The 14,771-nt window shown below is 63.3% G+C and carries 16 protein-coding genes; 11 read left to right on the forward strand and 5 right to left on the reverse strand.

The genetic code is table 11. From position 1 onward, the window contains the following. Positions 1-235: 235 nt before the first annotated feature. Entirely contained in the window at positions 236-1,126 is an 891-nt protein-coding gene (locus NKJ46_RS26875) for a DMT family transporter (RefSeq protein ID WP_352668914.1), read from the forward strand. On the opposite strand, the gene NKJ46_RS26880 is transcribed toward NKJ46_RS26875, so the two are convergent. After that, a complete protein-coding gene (locus NKJ46_RS26880) occupies positions 1,093-1,947 on the reverse strand; it encodes a YihY/virulence factor BrkB family protein (RefSeq protein ID WP_292656768.1) in 855 nt (284 codons plus the stop codon). The two genes, NKJ46_RS26875 and NKJ46_RS26880, sit on opposite strands and share 34 nt — an antisense overlap. Positions 1,948-2,004: 57 nt before the next feature. Between NKJ46_RS26880 and NKJ46_RS26885 the strand changes: the two genes are divergently transcribed. The 7 genes from NKJ46_RS26885 to NKJ46_RS26915 all read left to right on the forward strand — a co-directional run bounded on the left by NKJ46_RS26885 (position 2,005) and on the right by NKJ46_RS26915 (position 7,564). After that, the gene (locus tag NKJ46_RS26885) at positions 2,005-2,871 is read left to right on the forward strand and encodes an SDR family oxidoreductase (RefSeq protein WP_352668915.1); all 867 of its coding nucleotides are present in this window, start codon (positions 2,005-2,007) and stop codon (positions 2,869-2,871) included. A gap of 23 nt (positions 2,872-2,894) precedes the next feature. Further along, complete coding sequence (locus NKJ46_RS26890) at positions 2,895-3,086, forward strand: twin transmembrane helix small protein (RefSeq protein WP_023677950.1); 192 nt, start codon at positions 2,895-2,897, stop codon at positions 3,084-3,086. A gap of 29 nt (positions 3,087-3,115) precedes the next feature. After that, complete coding sequence (locus NKJ46_RS26895) at positions 3,116-3,697, forward strand: cob(I)yrinic acid a,c-diamide adenosyltransferase (protein WP_352668918.1); 582 nt, start codon at positions 3,116-3,118, stop codon at positions 3,695-3,697. Between the two features lie 25 nt (positions 3,698-3,722). Continuing rightward, positions 3,723-4,526, forward strand: a complete 804-nt coding sequence (locus NKJ46_RS26900) for a rhomboid family intramembrane serine protease (RefSeq protein ID WP_352668919.1) — start codon at positions 3,723-3,725, stop codon at positions 4,524-4,526. Positions 4,527-4,734: 208 nt separating this feature from the next. Further along, positions 4,735-5,484 carry an electron transfer flavoprotein subunit beta/FixA family protein gene (locus NKJ46_RS26905; protein WP_352668920.1) on the forward strand — a complete coding sequence of 250 codons (750 nt, stop codon included), beginning with the start codon at positions 4,735-4,737 and terminating at the stop codon, positions 5,482-5,484. 157 nt (positions 5,485-5,641) lie between these two features. Further along, positions 5,642-6,571: an electron transfer flavoprotein subunit alpha/FixB family protein gene (locus tag NKJ46_RS26910; protein ID WP_352668921.1), complete on the forward strand. Its 930-nt coding sequence runs from the start codon at positions 5,642-5,644 to the stop codon at positions 6,569-6,571. A gap of 114 nt (positions 6,572-6,685) precedes the next feature. Continuing rightward, a complete protein-coding gene (locus tag NKJ46_RS26915) occupies positions 6,686-7,564 on the forward strand; it encodes a 3-hydroxybutyryl-CoA dehydrogenase (protein ID WP_023677945.1) in 879 nt (292 codons plus the stop codon). 9 nt (positions 7,565-7,573) lie between these two features. Here the strand turns inward: NKJ46_RS26915 and NKJ46_RS26920 are convergent, their stop codons facing one another. Then, entirely contained in the window at positions 7,574-8,212 is a 639-nt protein-coding gene (locus NKJ46_RS26920) for an NrsF family protein (RefSeq protein ID WP_352668924.1), read from the reverse strand. Between the two features lies 1 nt (position 8,213). Beyond that, on the reverse strand, positions 8,214-8,756 hold the full coding sequence (locus tag NKJ46_RS26925) for a sigma-70 family RNA polymerase sigma factor (protein WP_352668926.1): 543 nt from the start codon (positions 8,754-8,756) through the stop codon (positions 8,214-8,216). 202 nt (positions 8,757-8,958) lie between these two features. Here NKJ46_RS26925 and NKJ46_RS26930 point away from each other — a divergent pair, with 202 nt between their 5' ends. From NKJ46_RS26930 to NKJ46_RS26940, 3 genes are all read left to right on the forward strand, one after another. Continuing rightward, positions 8,959-9,966 carry an iron ABC transporter substrate-binding protein gene (locus NKJ46_RS26930; protein WP_352668928.1) on the forward strand — a complete coding sequence of 336 codons (1,008 nt, stop codon included), beginning with the start codon at positions 8,959-8,961 and terminating at the stop codon, positions 9,964-9,966. Between the two features lie 169 nt (positions 9,967-10,135). Beyond that, complete coding sequence (locus NKJ46_RS26935) at positions 10,136-11,719, forward strand: ABC transporter permease (RefSeq protein WP_352668930.1); 1,584 nt, start codon at positions 10,136-10,138, stop codon at positions 11,717-11,719. Continuing rightward, positions 11,716-12,798 carry an ABC transporter ATP-binding protein gene (locus NKJ46_RS26940; RefSeq protein WP_352668933.1) on the forward strand — a complete coding sequence of 361 codons (1,083 nt, stop codon included), beginning with the start codon at positions 11,716-11,718 and terminating at the stop codon, positions 12,796-12,798. Before NKJ46_RS26935 ends, NKJ46_RS26940 begins: the two co-directional genes overlap by 4 nt. Positions 12,799-12,845: 47 nt before the next feature. Here NKJ46_RS26940 and NKJ46_RS26945 read toward each other — a convergent pair whose 3' ends face one another. Next, positions 12,846-13,913: a sn-glycerol-3-phosphate import ATP-binding protein UgpC gene (locus NKJ46_RS26945; protein WP_352668935.1), complete on the reverse strand. Its 1,068-nt coding sequence runs from the start codon at positions 13,911-13,913 to the stop codon at positions 12,846-12,848. Between the two features lie 7 nt (positions 13,914-13,920). Continuing rightward, positions 13,921-14,769 carry a sn-glycerol-3-phosphate ABC transporter permease UgpE gene (gene ugpE / locus NKJ46_RS26950; RefSeq protein WP_352668937.1) on the reverse strand — a complete coding sequence of 283 codons (849 nt, stop codon included), beginning with the start codon at positions 14,767-14,769 and terminating at the stop codon, positions 13,921-13,923. Positions 14,770-14,771: the final 2 nt, after the last annotated feature.

Raw genomic sequence — 14,771 nt, forward strand, 5'->3', positions numbered from 1 at the left:
TACCTGAAACCGCCGGGCCTTGCCCGCGCAAAGTCACGATTTAGGCAATAAAATCAACAGTTTGACGTTTGTGGACGGAAACTAGACTAGACCGGTGAGCTGACGGCCATCAACGGCGCTCCTTCAATTCAAATGACTCTATGGATCAACCGTTTGGTTTTGCTTGCCGGCCCGAACGGCATTAAGCAGTCGCCGCAGTCGATCCCCCACCCGAATTCAACGCGGCCTCCGGAAAATGCACAGCCTCAAGCGGTTCATCCCCGCCTCTTTCGTCGTCCTGTGGGCGACCGGCTTCATCGGCGCACGCTATGCCATGCCGTGGGCGGAGCCCTTTACGTTCCTGGCCGCGCGCTTTGTCCTGGCCGCAATCCTGCTTGTCGCTTTGATGGCCGCACTTGGTTCGAGCCGCGCCACCCGCGATGAAGCGCTGCACGCGACGGGTGCCGGCATCCTGATGCATGGGGTCTATCTCGGCGGCGTGTTCTGGGCCATCCACCGGGGCATGCCCGCCGGGCTTTCAGCCCTGATCGTCGGCCTGCAGCCGCTGATCACGGCAGTGCTCGCCGGCCGGCTTCTGGGCGAGGCCATCCTGCCGCGCCACTGGGCCGGTCTCGGCCTCGGGTTGATCGGCGTGGTGATCGTGCTCTGGCCGAAGCTCGGCGCGCTCGGCGGCGGCGTGACGGCCGAAACACTGGGCGCCTCGCTGGTCTCCGTACTCGGCATGAGCGCCGGTACGATCTGGCAGAAGCGTTTCGCCTCCGGCGGAGATCTGGTGGCTGCCACGTTCTGGCAATATGTCGGCGGCGCATCGGTGATGGCTCTGGCCTCGCTCGCCTTCGAGACCCGAACGGTCATCGTCAATGGCGAACTGATGTTCGCTATGGCCTGGCTCGTGCTGGTGCTGTCGATCGGCGCCATCTTCCTGTTGATGGTGATGATCCGCGACGGCGAGATGTCGAAAGTCGCCTCGCTGTTTTACCTCGTGCCGGCCGTCACCGCGGTCATCGCCTGGGCATTGTTCGGTGAGCAATTGAGCCCGCTCCAGATCGCCGGCATGGCGATCGCGACGCTCGGCGTCGGGCTGGCGACGGCTCAGCCGCCGACGCGGGCACGTGCCTCTAAATAGCGGCTGATCGCGGCGTTGAGCTCGCCACCGAGGATGAAGATCGCCGAGACGATATAGAGGAACACGACGGCGATCATGATCGAGGCGAGGCCGGCATAGGTCGTCACATAGGACGAGAAATGATCGAGATAGGCGGCGAAGATGGTCGACCCGATGAGCCAGCCGACCAGCGTGAAGATGATGCCAGGCACGATCGAAACGAAGCGGCGCTTGCCGGCCGGCAACCAGAAATGCACGGCGAACAGACCGCCGATGATGACGACCGAGGCTATAACGTAACGCCACAGCGTGATCGTGCCCATATAGGGTTTTATCCATTCGAAATGCGACTCGGCCAGCCGTGCCAGCAATGGCGCGAAGACCAGCAGCACGCTGATCGCCAAAAACCCGGCCGTCGCGATCAGCACGAAGATGATGCTCTGCACTCGCCGGTAGATGATGCCGCGCGTTTCCGAGACACGATAGGCGCGGTTGAGCGAAGTGCGCAGCGCCTCGATCCCGTTCGAGGCGAAGTATCCGGCAAGCACGATACCGTAGGTCAACAGGTCACTGCGCCGAACGGTAAGCACGTTGAGCACTTCGCGCGCGATCGGTTTGGCGATCTGCTCCGGCCATGTGTCGAATACAAGGTGCACGGCGGTGTCGGCGAAAGCCTGCGCACCGAAAAAACTCGCCAGCGTCGTGGCGAAGATCAGGAAAGGAAAAAGCGCCATCAGCGCGGTGATCGCCAGATGGCTGGCCATTGCCCAGCCGTCGTCGGTGTTGAAATGGCCGAGCGCGTCGTAGAGGACGCGTTTGAGGGCTACGATCTTCCGCAACAAGAACCGCGTTCCCTTCGATTGTCCCGACGCCGCGAATATGGGAAGGGTTTGCGGTAAATGACAACCCTAGGTCAAACCACCATTCCTCCCGGAGAAAAGTTGCGCACCATCATTGTCACAGGTGCCTCTTCCGGAATAGGTGCCTATTGCGCCCGAGCGCTGAAGGCGGAAGGCTGGCGGGTGTTCGCAACGGCCCGAAAGCCCGAAGATATCGCCGCGCTAGAGGCCGACGGCATCGAGGCCTTTTATCTGGACTACACCGAGCCCGGATCGATCGAGGCGCTGGTGGCGTCGGTGCTGGAACGGACCGGCGGCCGGCTCGATGCGCTCTTCAACAACGGCGCCTACGGACAGCCCGGCGCCGTCGAGGACCTGCCGGTCGAGGCTTTACGGCAGCAGTTCGAGGCCAATGTCTTTGGCTGGCATGATCTCACTCGCCGTGTCGTACCGGTGATGCGCCGCCAGGGCCATGGTCGTCTCGTTCATTGCTCATCGATCCTCGGCCTCGCGCCGGTGCCTTTTCGCGGCGCCTACTCGGCATCGAAGCACGCTATCGAAGGGCTGATGCTGTCCCTCTATCAAGAGCTCCTCGGCAGCGGCATCCATGTTTCGCTGATTGAGCCGGGGCCGGTGAAATCGAAGATCGCTAGCAACAGCCTTGCATGGTTCCTGGCAAATATCGATCATGAGAATTCCGTTCATCGCCTCGCCTATGCGGCGCAACTCAAACGGCTGCGGGCCGGCGGCAGCACATCGCGGCTGAAGCCCGGGCCGGAGGTGGTTTATGCCGCCTTGCGCCATGCCCTTCTGTCGCGGCGCCCGCGCCCGCATTATGTGGTAACGGTGCCGGCCAGGATCGGCGCAATCCTTAAACGCATCGTGCCGTCATCGATACTCTACCGTCTGCTCGCCAAACGCGCCTGAACGCAATTCACCTGGGACACACCATGGCAACCGTCTTCAACATCCTCGCCGTTCTCGTCATGGTTGCCGTGGTGATCGTGCTGATCCGCGGTCTCATCAACATGATGCGCGGCGGCTCCAGCATGACCTCCAACAAGCTGATGCAGACGCGCGTGCTGTTGCAGTTCGTGGCCTTGGTGCTGATCATGCTGGCGGTATATTTCACCCGTAAGTGACGCAGCAGCCACCAGCCGGGAGGTAACCCGTGGTCAAGCTCAACAAGATCTACACCCGCACCGGCGACGATGGCACCACCGGCCTCGGCTCTGGTGAGCGGCGGCTGAAATCCGACCTTCGAATCGAGGCCTACGGCACCGTCGACGAGGCCAATGCCTGCATCGGCATGGCCCGCATTCATACAGCGGCAGTAAATCCGGCGATCGATGCGATGCTCGGCCGCATCCAGAACGACCTTTTCGATCTCGGCGCCGATCTGGCAGTCCCCGATGATGGCAAGCCGCTCGACTACGAGCCGTTGCGCATCATCGCCTCGCAGACCGACCGCATCGAACAGGATATCGACCTCCTCAACAAGGACCTTGAGCCGCTCAAATCCTTCGTGCTCAACGGCGGTACGCCGGCAGCGGCTGCCCTTCACCTCGCCCGCACGGTGGCCCGCCGCGCCGAGCGCATCATGGTGGCGCTGTCGCAAGACCCGGACGAGCACGTCAACCGCGAGGCGATAAGATACATCAACCGTGTCTCGGACTTTCTGTTCGTCGCCGCACGCGCGGTCAATGACAACGGAAACGCCGACGTGCTATGGGTTCCCGGCAAGAACCGCTGAATCCGCCGGAAGCGGGAGAGGCCCGATGTTCATCCCGCTTTACGACACCAACCGGCTGCGGCACATCAAGCTGCAATATGTGACGATCAGCCTGATCGCGCTAAACGTGCTGATCTACTTTGTCACAACGCTTGGCGGCGAGGACTTCGCCAACGCCGCGGTGCTGGGCCTCGGCTTCATCCCGTCTGTTGTGCATGACAGCGTCGAGCTCGCTCCGCAATTTGTCGTCATTCCGGAGAGCCTGAGCTATCTGACCTATTCCTTCCTGCACGCGGATATCTTCCACCTCGGCGGCAACATGCTGTTCCTGTGGGTGTTCGGCGACAATGTCGAGGATGCACTCGGCCATGTCCGCTATCTCGTCTTCTACCTGCTTTGCGCCATCGCCGGCGCTTTCTTCCAGGGTCTGGTTGCCTGGGATTCGCAAGTGCCGCTGATCGGCGCGTCGGGCGCCATCGCCGGTGTCGTCGCTGCCTACCTGATCCTTTATCCGCGGGTGAAGGTATGGGTGCTGGTCTTCGCACGCATCCCGTTGCGCATCCCGGCCTTCATACCGCTCATCCTGTGGATCCTGTTCCAGATCTTCATGTTTGCCCAGGGAGGCGAGGATCAGGTTTCCTGGGCCTGCCATATTGGCGGCATCATCGCTGGAGCCGTACTGGTGCTTATCTTGCGCAGCCGCGGCGTGCCGCTGCTCGCCGGCGCAGACGAGGAGCCGGCCGTGGTCGCCGGTCCGGTGCCCCTAGCCGTGGAGCCGGCGCCAAGCGACCCACAACCTGCGCAGCCGGCGCCGCGCTGGGGCAGGGGGACCGTTTCCGGTCCGGACTGAACCGATTTGAGTGCTTCGCCGAAGATCCGAGTGCGCCCCGGATATTGACGCGCGAGGTCGCCGCAACTACGGAAGCGCCACCCTACTGGCGTGGCGAAGACCAGAATTCCGTCCGGAATGTCGGCTTTCGACAACTCTGAAGAGGTGCACGCTGCTATAGCGCGCCCGACGAGCGTAAAGAGACTATCGTGAAAGAGGTGACAGGCAAATGAAGATCCTTGTGCCCGCGAAGCGGGTTGTGGATGCGAACGTCAAGGTCCGGGTGAAGGCGGACGGTTCGGCGGTGGAACTCGCCAACGTCAAGATGGCGATGAACCCGTTCGACGAGATCGCGGTGGAAGAGGCGATCCGGCTGAAGGAAGCTGGCAAGGCCGAAGAGATCATCGTCGTATCGATCGGGCCGCAGCAGGCACAGGAGACGTTGCGCACGGCGCTCGCCATGGGCGCCGACCGCGCCATCCTGGTCAAGACCGACGAGCAGACTGAGCCGCTGGGCGTCGCCAAGGTACTGAAGGGCGTCGTCGAGGCAGAACAGCCCGGCCTGGTCATTCTCGGCAAGCAGGCGATCGACGACGATTCCAACCAGACCGGCCAGATGCTGGCCGCACTTCTCGGCTGGGCTCAGGGCACCTTCGCCTCCAAGATCGTGCTCGACGGTGACAAGGCCACCGTGACGCGCGAGGTCGATGGCGGCCTGCAGACGCTGGAACTGAAGATGCCGGCAATCGTCACGGCCGATTTGCGGCTGAACCAGCCACGCTACGCGTCGCTGCCCAACATCATGAAGGCCAAGAAGAAGCCGCTCGACGAGAAGAGCCCTGCCGACTACGGCGCCGACGTCAAGCCGCGGCTGAAGGTGATCAAGACCGAGGAGCCGGGCGGCCGCAAGGCGGGCGTCAAGGTCAAGAGCGTCGCCGAACTGGTCGACAAGCTGAAGAATGAAGCCGGCGTGCTGTAGGAATTCATGTGATGCCGGCCTGCAAACGGCAGGGTTCTCCGCTTCCGGTGCTCACCTACTGAAGTACGCTCCGCTCCGGTTCTCGAACCCAACCGTTTTCGACTCGGCCTGACATGAATTCGAACGTCCCCACTGAAGTGGATCAAGGAATAAAGAGATGACAATTCTTCTGATTGCCGAACATGACAACGCGACGCTTTCCGACCAGACCGCCAAGGCGCTTTCGGCGGCGCTGCAGATCGGTTCGGACGTGCATGTGCTGGTTGCCGGCAAAGGTGCCAAGCCGGCAGCGGACGCCGCCGCCAAGCTCAAGGGCGTCACCAAGGTGCTGCTCGCCGACGCCGACGAACTGACCGAGCGTCTCGCCGAACCGCTGGCGGCACTCGTCGTTTCGCTTGCTGAGCCATACGAGACGATCATCGCGCCGGCGACCTCGTCGGGCAAGAACGTCGCGCCCCGCGTGGCGGCGCTGCTCGATGTCGCCCAGATATCGGAAATCATCGAAGTCGTGTCGCCCGACACCTTCAAGCGGCCGATCTATGCCGGCAACGCCATCCAGACGGTGCAGTCGAGTGACGCCAAGAAGGTCATCACGGTGCGCACCGCTTCCTTCCAGGCAGCACCCGAGGGCGGTTCCGCGCCGGTCGAGACGGTCCAGGCGCCGGCCAATCCCGGCCTGTCGAGCTTTGTCGAGAACAAGCTCTCCGAGACCGACCGTCCAGAGCTGACCTCGGCCAGGATCATCATCTCGGGCGGCCGTGCGCTGGGCTCCTCCGAAAAGTTCCAGGAGGTCATCCTGCCGGTCGCCGACAAGCTCGGTGCGGCGGTTGGTGCATCTCGCGCCGCCGTCGATGCCGGCTATGCGCCGAACGACTGGCAGGTCGGCCAGACCGGCAAGGTGGTAGCGCCCGACCTTTACATTGCCGTCGGCATCTCCGGTGCTATCCAGCACCTTGCCGGCATGAAGGATTCGAAGGTGATCGTTGCCATCAACAAGGACGAGGAAGCGCCGATCTTCCAGGTCGCCGACTACGGTCTCGTCGGCGATCTCTTCGTCATTCTGCCGGAACTGCAAAAGGCGCTTTGACGCCTTCTGCCAAAGCGTATTAAATTCTGAGGGGTGGGGTAGACGAAGTCGCCCCGCCCTTTTAGTTTGCACTGCACAAAAAACGGGCCGCAAAGGCCTCGACGGGATCGGGTAATGAGCAAGATCGAGACGATCGGCATCATCGGCGCGGGCCAGATGGGTGGCGGCATCGCCCATGTGTCGGCGCTGGCGGGCTATAAGGTGCTGGTTTACGATATTTCGCCCGACCGCATCGAAAAGGGCATCGCTACTATCAGCGGCAACATGGCCCGTCAGGTCGGCTCCGGCAAACTCGAGGAAAAGCTGCGCAATGAGGCGATGGCGCGCATTTCGGCGGCACCGGCCATGGCCGACCTTGCGGGCGCCGATCTGGTGATCGAAGCAGCGACCGAGGACGAGACGGTCAAGCGCAAGATCTATGCCCAGCTCTGCCCGCAACTCAACCCCGAGGCTATCCTGGCGACGAACACGTCATCGATCTCGATCACGCGGCTGGCTTCGCAGACCGACCGCCCTGAACGCTTCATCGGCATACATTTCATGAATCCGGTTCCGGTGATGAAGTTGGTCGAACTGGTGCGCGGCATCGCCACCGAGGACCAGACCTTCGAAGCGGCAAAAACATATGTGAAGCAACTCGACAAGACGATCACCGTCTCGGAGGATTTCCCGGCCTTCATCGTCAACCGCATCCTGCTGCCGATGATCAACGAAGCGATCTACACGCTCTATGAAGGTGTCGGCTCGGTCGACGCCATCGATACCGCTATGAAGCTCGGCGCCAACCATCCGATGGGGCCGCTGCAGCTTGCCGATTTCATCGGGCTCGATACCTGCCTGTCGATCATGCAGGTGCTGCATGACGGGCTGTCGGATTCGAAATACCGCCCCTGCCCGCTGCTGGTCAAATATGTCGAGGCCGGCTGGCTCGGCCGCAAGACCGGGCGCGGCTTCTACGACTATCGCGGCGAGCATCCCGTTCCGACGCGCTGATCCCTATCGCTACCAGCGCACGAAAAGCCGTCCGCCGACCGCCCCGAGCACGGCAAGGCCGGCGATTGCGATCGTATACCAGGTGCCGACAAAAAGCGGCGAATCGTCGAAGCAATGCGCCGCATAGAAGGTCGCCGCCAGCCCGCCGGCAAGCAGGCCCGCCGCCGCACCGGCAAGCACCGGCCGTGTCGGCGCGCCATGGCGCAGCACCGCGAGAAAGACGGCAAGCGGGCCGATGCCGATCAACGGAATGAAGGTCAGGCAGATGACCATGTTTGTACCGACCAAGCGTGTGCCCCAGTCGGACGCAGGCACGGCGAAGAGTTCGAGAATCACGGCCACAAGCACCAGCAGCGGCGCGGCGATCATCCAGCTTGCCGTCCGGCCGGTCGATGCACCGGGCGTCGACAGTCCACGCACCAGGACAAAGGCGCTGGCGGCAAGAGCAATCGTGAAGACGAATTTGGACAGGAACCGCATCGTGTGCATAGCGATCGCAATGTCGGGGCGCGGGCCGATCGTCAGCCAGAAAACCGCGGCCGCGATCACGATGGCCGCGCTGGCAGCAAGCCACCAGGCGGCGCCTAGCGGCAGCGCCTCGCTGCGGGCATCGGCGTCGAGCGCCTTGATGAGATCTTCGGTCCTCATGTTATTCCCGCCCCGCCCTGAACCGTTTGGCAATGGCGGCAAGCCCGCGGTGCAGTGACACCCGCACAGCCGTCTCGCTGATGCCGAATTTGGCCGCGGTCTCACCGATTGACCGGCCTTCGACCGATACGGCCGAGACGACGGAACGCTGTGCCGGCGACAGGCTGTCAAGCGCCCGGTTGACGTCGCGCTCGCTCACCGTCTCCGATTCCCGCTCGGCAAAGGTCTCGGCGATTTCGTCGATCTCGACCTCGATCCGCCGGCCGCGCCGCCGGAACGCATCGATCAGCTTGAAGCGGGCTATTGCATAGACCCAAGGCAGCACCGGCGCATCACGGCGCCAGGTGTGTCGTTTCACATGAATGGCCAGCAAGGTTTCCTGCACGACATCCTCGGGATCCACCCCGCCCTGCACAATCTTGCGCCGGGCAAAGCCACGAACGAGCGCGGCGATCCGGTGCAGAAAGTCGGCATAGGCCCTTTCGTCTCCGGCGATCGCGGCCCGCAGCAGCCGTGAAAGCTCGGCTTCGTCCTTGCCGCTCACAAGAGTTCACTCCCCGATATTCGCGTCTCGGCGCTGATTTGTTACGGGGCCGGCGAAATAATGTCCAAGGCAAATTAGCTGAACATCACGAAAGTTTGCTCCTTTTGAGCAATTGAGTGGGCCAGCAATGTTGACTGCACTAGTCAGGTATTGGTAGGTGCAGCTTGCAAAGCCAAAGACCATCGAAATCGAGGACGACGCCATGAAGTATGCTCTTTCCGCCCTTGCCGGTGCGACAGCACTTGCAATCAGCCTGATCGCCGGCCCGGCAATAGCAGAGGACGAGGGCATCGTCGTCTACAACGCCCAGCACGAAAACCTGACCAAGGCCTGGGCGGAGGGATTCACCAAGGAAACCGGCATCAAGGTCACCGTCCGCAATGGCGGCGACAGCGATTTCTCCAATCAGATCGTTGCGGAAGGCACCGCTTCGCCCGCCGACGTATTCCTGACGGAGAATTCGCCGGCCATGGCGCTGGTCGAGGCGGCCGGCCTGTTCGCACCGGTCGACACCGAGACGCTGGCCCAGGTTCCGCAGGAGTACCAGCCGGCGAGCGGCAAATGGGTCGGCGTCGCCGCGCGCAGCACCGTCTTTGCCTACAACAAGACCAAGCTGACCGCCAACCAGCTGCCCAAATCGCTGCTCGATCTCGCCGATCCGAGCTGGAAGGGCCGTTGGGCCGCTTCGCCCTCCGGCGCCGATTTCCAGGCGATCGTCAGCGCGCTTCTGCAGCTCAAGGGTGAGGCAGCGACGGCCGAATGGCTAAAGGCAATGAAGGAGAATTTTACCGCCTATAAGGGCAACAGCACGGTGATGAAGGCGGTCAATGCCGGCGAGGTCGAAGGCGGCGTGATCTATCACTATTACTACTACGGCGATCAGGCCAAGACCGGCGAAAACAGCAAGAACGTCGAGTTGCACTATTTCAAGCACCAGGATCCCGGCGCTTTCGTCTCGGTTTCCGGCGGTGGCGTGCTGGCCTCGAGCAAGCACCCGAAGGAAGCGCAGGCTTTCCTGACATGGGTCACCGGCAAGAGCGGCCAGGACGTGCTGAAAACGGGTGATTCCTTCGAATACGCAGTCGGCAAGGGCGCCGAGTCCAATCCGAAGCTGGTGCCGCTGGCCGATCTGCAGGCGCCGAAAGTCGACGCGACGACGCTGAACTCGAAAAAGGTGACCGACCTGATGACGGCGGCCGGCTTGCTTTAGCCGGCGTTCGTCCTAAAAGGGCAACCGACTGCGCTCCTGTGGGAATTCGCTTTCCGCGCGAGCGCTCTGTTTTCAAGATGGCATTTGCCTATGACCACAAGCTACTCGCGAGATTATCCGCCGCCGATCGTTTCCGCCTCCGGGCGGAGCTGGCACAACGTCTGATCTGATGCAATCTACGATCGATCTCGCACGCCCAGGCTTGCCGGCCGACACCACGGCCGTGCGGGCACGTCGTTGGTCGGTCTCATGGATTTCGCTGGCCGCCGTCTTTGTCTCGCTGGTTGCGCTGCTGCCGCTTGCCTTCATCGTCTGGGTGGCGATGCACACCGGCTGGGAAACCGTGGCGGCGCTGGTGTTCAGGCCGCGCGTCGGCGAACTTCTGGTCAACACCAGCCTGCTGGTGGTGCTGGCGGTGCCGATCTCGATCGTGCTGTCGGTGGCGCTGGCCTGGCTGACCGAGCGCAGCGATCTGCCGGGTGCCCGCCTATGGGCCTGGCTGTCGGTCGCGCCGCTCGCCATTCCCGCCTTCGTCCACAGTTACGCCTGGATCACCATGGTGCCCAGACTGCACGGCCTGTGGGCCGGCGTGCTTGTGTCGGTCATTGCCTATTTCCCGTTCCTCTATCTGCCGGTGGCGGCGGCCTTGCGTCGGCTCGATCCCGCTCTCGAGGATGCAGCGGCAGCCCTTGGTCTCGGCCCGTGGCGTGTGTTCAGGCGTGTCGTGCTGCCGCAGCTCCGGCTCGCCATTTGCGGCGGCTCCCTGCTGGTCGGCCTGCATCTCCTGGCCGAATACGGGCTCTATGTCTTCATCCGCTTCGACACCTTCACCACCGCGATCGTCGACCAGTTTCAGTCGACCTTCAACGGTCCCGCCGCCAACACGCTGGCCGGCGTGCTGGTGACCTGCTGCCTTGTGCTGCTCGGGCTGGAGGTGCTGGTGCGCGGCGAGGAGCGCTATGCCCGCGTCGGCTCGGGTGCCGCGCGCCACCAGCAGCGCACGAACCTAGGGCGCGCCACCATTCCTTGCCTGCTGCTGCCCGCCATTACCACGCTGCTGGCGCTCGGCGTGCCGTTCGTCACTATCGGCCGTTGGCTTGTGGCCGGCGGCGCCGATGTCTGGCGGCTCGACGAGATCGGCCTGGCGCTTGGCCAGACGCTGTTCCTGGCGATTGCCGGCGCGCTGCTCGCCACCGTCGCGGCAATGCCGATGGCGTGGATTTCGATCCGCGCGCCGGGGCGGCTGCAACGCGTCCTGGAGGGCTGCAACTATATCGTCGGCGCGTTGCCCGGCGTCGTCATCGCCCTGGCGCTGGTCACCACCGCCGTGCGTATCGCCATGCCGCTCTACCAGACCCTGTTCACCATCCTGGTCGCCTATGCGCTGATGTTCCTGCCACGCGCCCTGATTAGCCTCAGGGCGTCGATCGCACAGGCGCCGGTCGAGCTCGAGCGCGCCGCCTCCAGCCTCGGCCGGTCGCCGCTCAAGGCGCTGTGGTCGACGACCATCCGCCTGTCGGCGCCGGGCGCCGCAGCCGGCATGGCGTTGGTCGCGCTGGGTATCATGAACGAATTGACCGCAACCCAGATGTTGGCGCCCAACGGCACCCGCACGCTGGCCATGGCGTTCTGGTCCTATAGCGGCGAGATCGACTATGCGTCGGCGGCGCCTTATGCCCTGATCATGGTGGCGATGTCGCTGCCCTTGACCTGGCTGCTCTACGTCCAGTCGAAGCGGATGGCCGGGCGATGAGCTTTCTCGAGCTGAGCGGCATCCACAAGCACTACGGGCCCGTCGCAGCACTTGCCGGCGTCGATCTCAGCGTGGCCAGCGGCAGCCGTACGGCAATCGTCGGACCGTCCGGTTGCGGCAAGACCACGTTGCTGCGGCTGATCGCCGGCTTCGAGGCGCCGGACCAGGGCCGCATCGTGCTCGACGGCGAGGTGCTGGCCGATGGCGACACGGCCGTGCCGGCGCATCGCCGCGGCATCGGGCTGGTGGCGCAGGACGGCGCTCTATTCCCGCATCTGAGCATCGCCGCCAATATCGGCTTCGGCATGGGCCGTCACGAGGAAAAGCGCAGTGAGCGCATCACTGAGCTCGCCTATGTCGTCGGGCTGGACAAAGGGATCCTGAAGCGCCGCCCGCACGAACTCTCCGGTGGCCAGCAGCAGCGCGTCGCGCTCGCCCGCGCCATGGCGATGAAGCCGCGGCTGATGCTGCTCGACGAGCCATTCTCGGCGCTCGACACCGGCCTGCGCGCCTCGATGCGCAAGGCCGTGGCCGAGCTCCTCGAAACAGCCGGCATCACCACCATTCTGGTCACCCACGACCAGGCCGAGGCGCTGTCATTCGCCAGCCAGGTCGCGGTGATGCGCGACGGCAACTTCTCGCAGGTCGGCACGCCGCGCGAGCTCTATTTCAAGCCGAAGGACAGGATGGTCGCCGAGTTCCTCGGCGACGCCATCGTCCTGCCGGCAAGGATCGCCGATGGCTTCGCCATCTCGCCGCTTGGCCGCATCGCCGTCGACAGCCCGGAGCGGCGCGACGTCGCCCGCATCATGCTGCGGCCGGAGCAGGTGTTGCTGAAACGCACATCGCGTGAAGGCATGTCCGGCACGCCGGACATGCTGTTCGGCGAGGTGACCGAATCGGAGTTCGCCGGCTCGATGTGCACCATCGCGGTGCGTCTGTTGAACAGCCCCGATCCGCCTGACGCCGCCGCCATCGGCAACACGCCGTTGATCCTGCGCAAGCCGGGCATGGACGCGCCGGCGATCGGCGAGATCGTCCGGCTGACCGTGTCGGGCAAGGCGCATGTGTTTGCCTGAACGGTTTTGGACACGCATAGCACCGCTCGGCAGATGAAAGACCAGTCTCAATCGACCCGTTTGCCGGCCTGATCGAACCAATGCAGCTTTTCGGACCTGGCCACGACGCGCAATTGGTCGCCTGGCTTGGCGCTGGCGCGGCCTGAGACGCGCACCACGATGCGGCTGCCGGCTGCCACGCAATGGAGAAAGCTTTCGGCACCCACCGGTTCGACCGCTTCCACTGTCGCCGGCAGCCCGAGCGCGCCGGCCGGCGCCTCTGCCGCGAAGGTGATATCGGCGTCCTCCGGACGAAAGCCGAGTGTCACCGCCTTGCCCTGTCGAGGCGCCAAGCCAATCACAGTACCGTCCGCCAATACCAAGCTTGGGAAGGCCCCTGTGAGCGCCAGCAGATTCATCGGCGGTGCACCTATGAACGAAGCGACGAAGGTCGAGGCCGGCTTCTCGTACACATCAAGCGGCGCGCCGGTCTGCTCGACCAGTCCGGCGTTCATGACCACGAGGATGTCGGCCAGCGTCATCGCCTCAAGCTGGTCGTGCGTGACATAAACCGAGGTGACGCCAAGCGAGCGCTGCAGATTCTTGATCTCGATGCGCATCTGCCCGCGCAATTTCGCATCGAGGTTGGACAGCGGTTCGTCGAACAGGAAGACCTTCGGGTTGCGCACGATGGCGCGGCCCATGGCGACACGCTGGCGCTGACCGCCGGAAAGCTCGCGCGGGCGCCGATCGAGAAGCGCCGAAAGCTCCAGCACCTTGGCTGTCGAGCGTACCCTGCTGTCGATCTCGTCCTTCGGCGTGCCGCGGTTGCGCAGGCCATAGGCCATGTTGTCGTAGACCTTCATATGCGGGTAGAGCGCGTAATTCTGGAACACCATGGCGATGTCGCGTTCGGTCGGGCCAATGGCGTTGACCACCTTGCCGTCGATGGCGACTGTACCGGCAGAAATCGTCTCCAGCCCGGCGATCATCCTCAGCAGCGTGGACTTGCCGCAGCCGGATGGGCCGACCAGCACGCAAAGCTCCTTGTCGGGAATGGCGATGGAGACGCCCTTCACTGCCTCGACACCGCTGGGATAGACCTTTTTCACGTCCTTCAGATCGACGGCCGCCATTAGCTTCTCACTTTTCGGATTCGACCAGGCCGCGCACGAACCAGCGTTGCATCAGCACCACGACGAGGATCGGCGGCACGATGGCCAGCATTGCCGTGACCATCACCAGGTGCCATTGGGTGTCGGCATCGGCAAAGGAAACCATCTTTCTCAGCGCGATGACGATGGTGTTCATGTCGTTGCTGTTGGTGACGAGCAGCGGCCAAAGATACTGCGTCCAGCCATAGATGAAGAGGATCACGAACAGCGCGGCGATGTTTGTCCGCGACAGGGGCACCAGAATATCGAAAAAGAAGCGCCATGGCCCGGCACCGTCGACACGCGCCGCCTCGACCAATTCACCCGGTATGGTCATGAAGAACTGGCGAAACAGCAGCGTTGCGGTGGCCGAGGCGATCAGCGGGATGATCAGGCCGGCATAGGTGTCGATCATGCCGAGATCGACCATCACCTTGTAGGTCGGCAGGATGCGCACCTCGACTGGAAGCATCAAGGTGATGAAGATCAGCCAGAAGAAGGTCATGCGCAGCGGAAAGCGGAAGAACACGATCGCGTAGGCTGACAGGATCGAAATGAAGATCTTTCCGACCGCGACGCCGAGCGCCATGATGGTGGTGTTGAGGAGCAGCCTGCCGACGCTAACACCGCCGATACGACCGATGCCGCCGAACAGCGCCTCGCTGTAATTGTTCAATAGCTGGCCGCCGGGCAACAGCGGCAGCGGCGGCTTGAGGATCGTTTGCAGCGTGTGCGTCGAGGCCACGAAGGTGTAGTAGATCGGAAAAGCCACGATCAATATGCCGAGGATGAGCACGGCATGGGCGATGAAGGTGCGGAGCGGGGACTGGCCGATCATCG

Source organism: Mesorhizobium sp. M0166 (genome assembly GCF_040322255.1).
Lineage (GTDB): Bacteria > Pseudomonadota > Alphaproteobacteria > Rhizobiales > Rhizobiaceae > Mesorhizobium.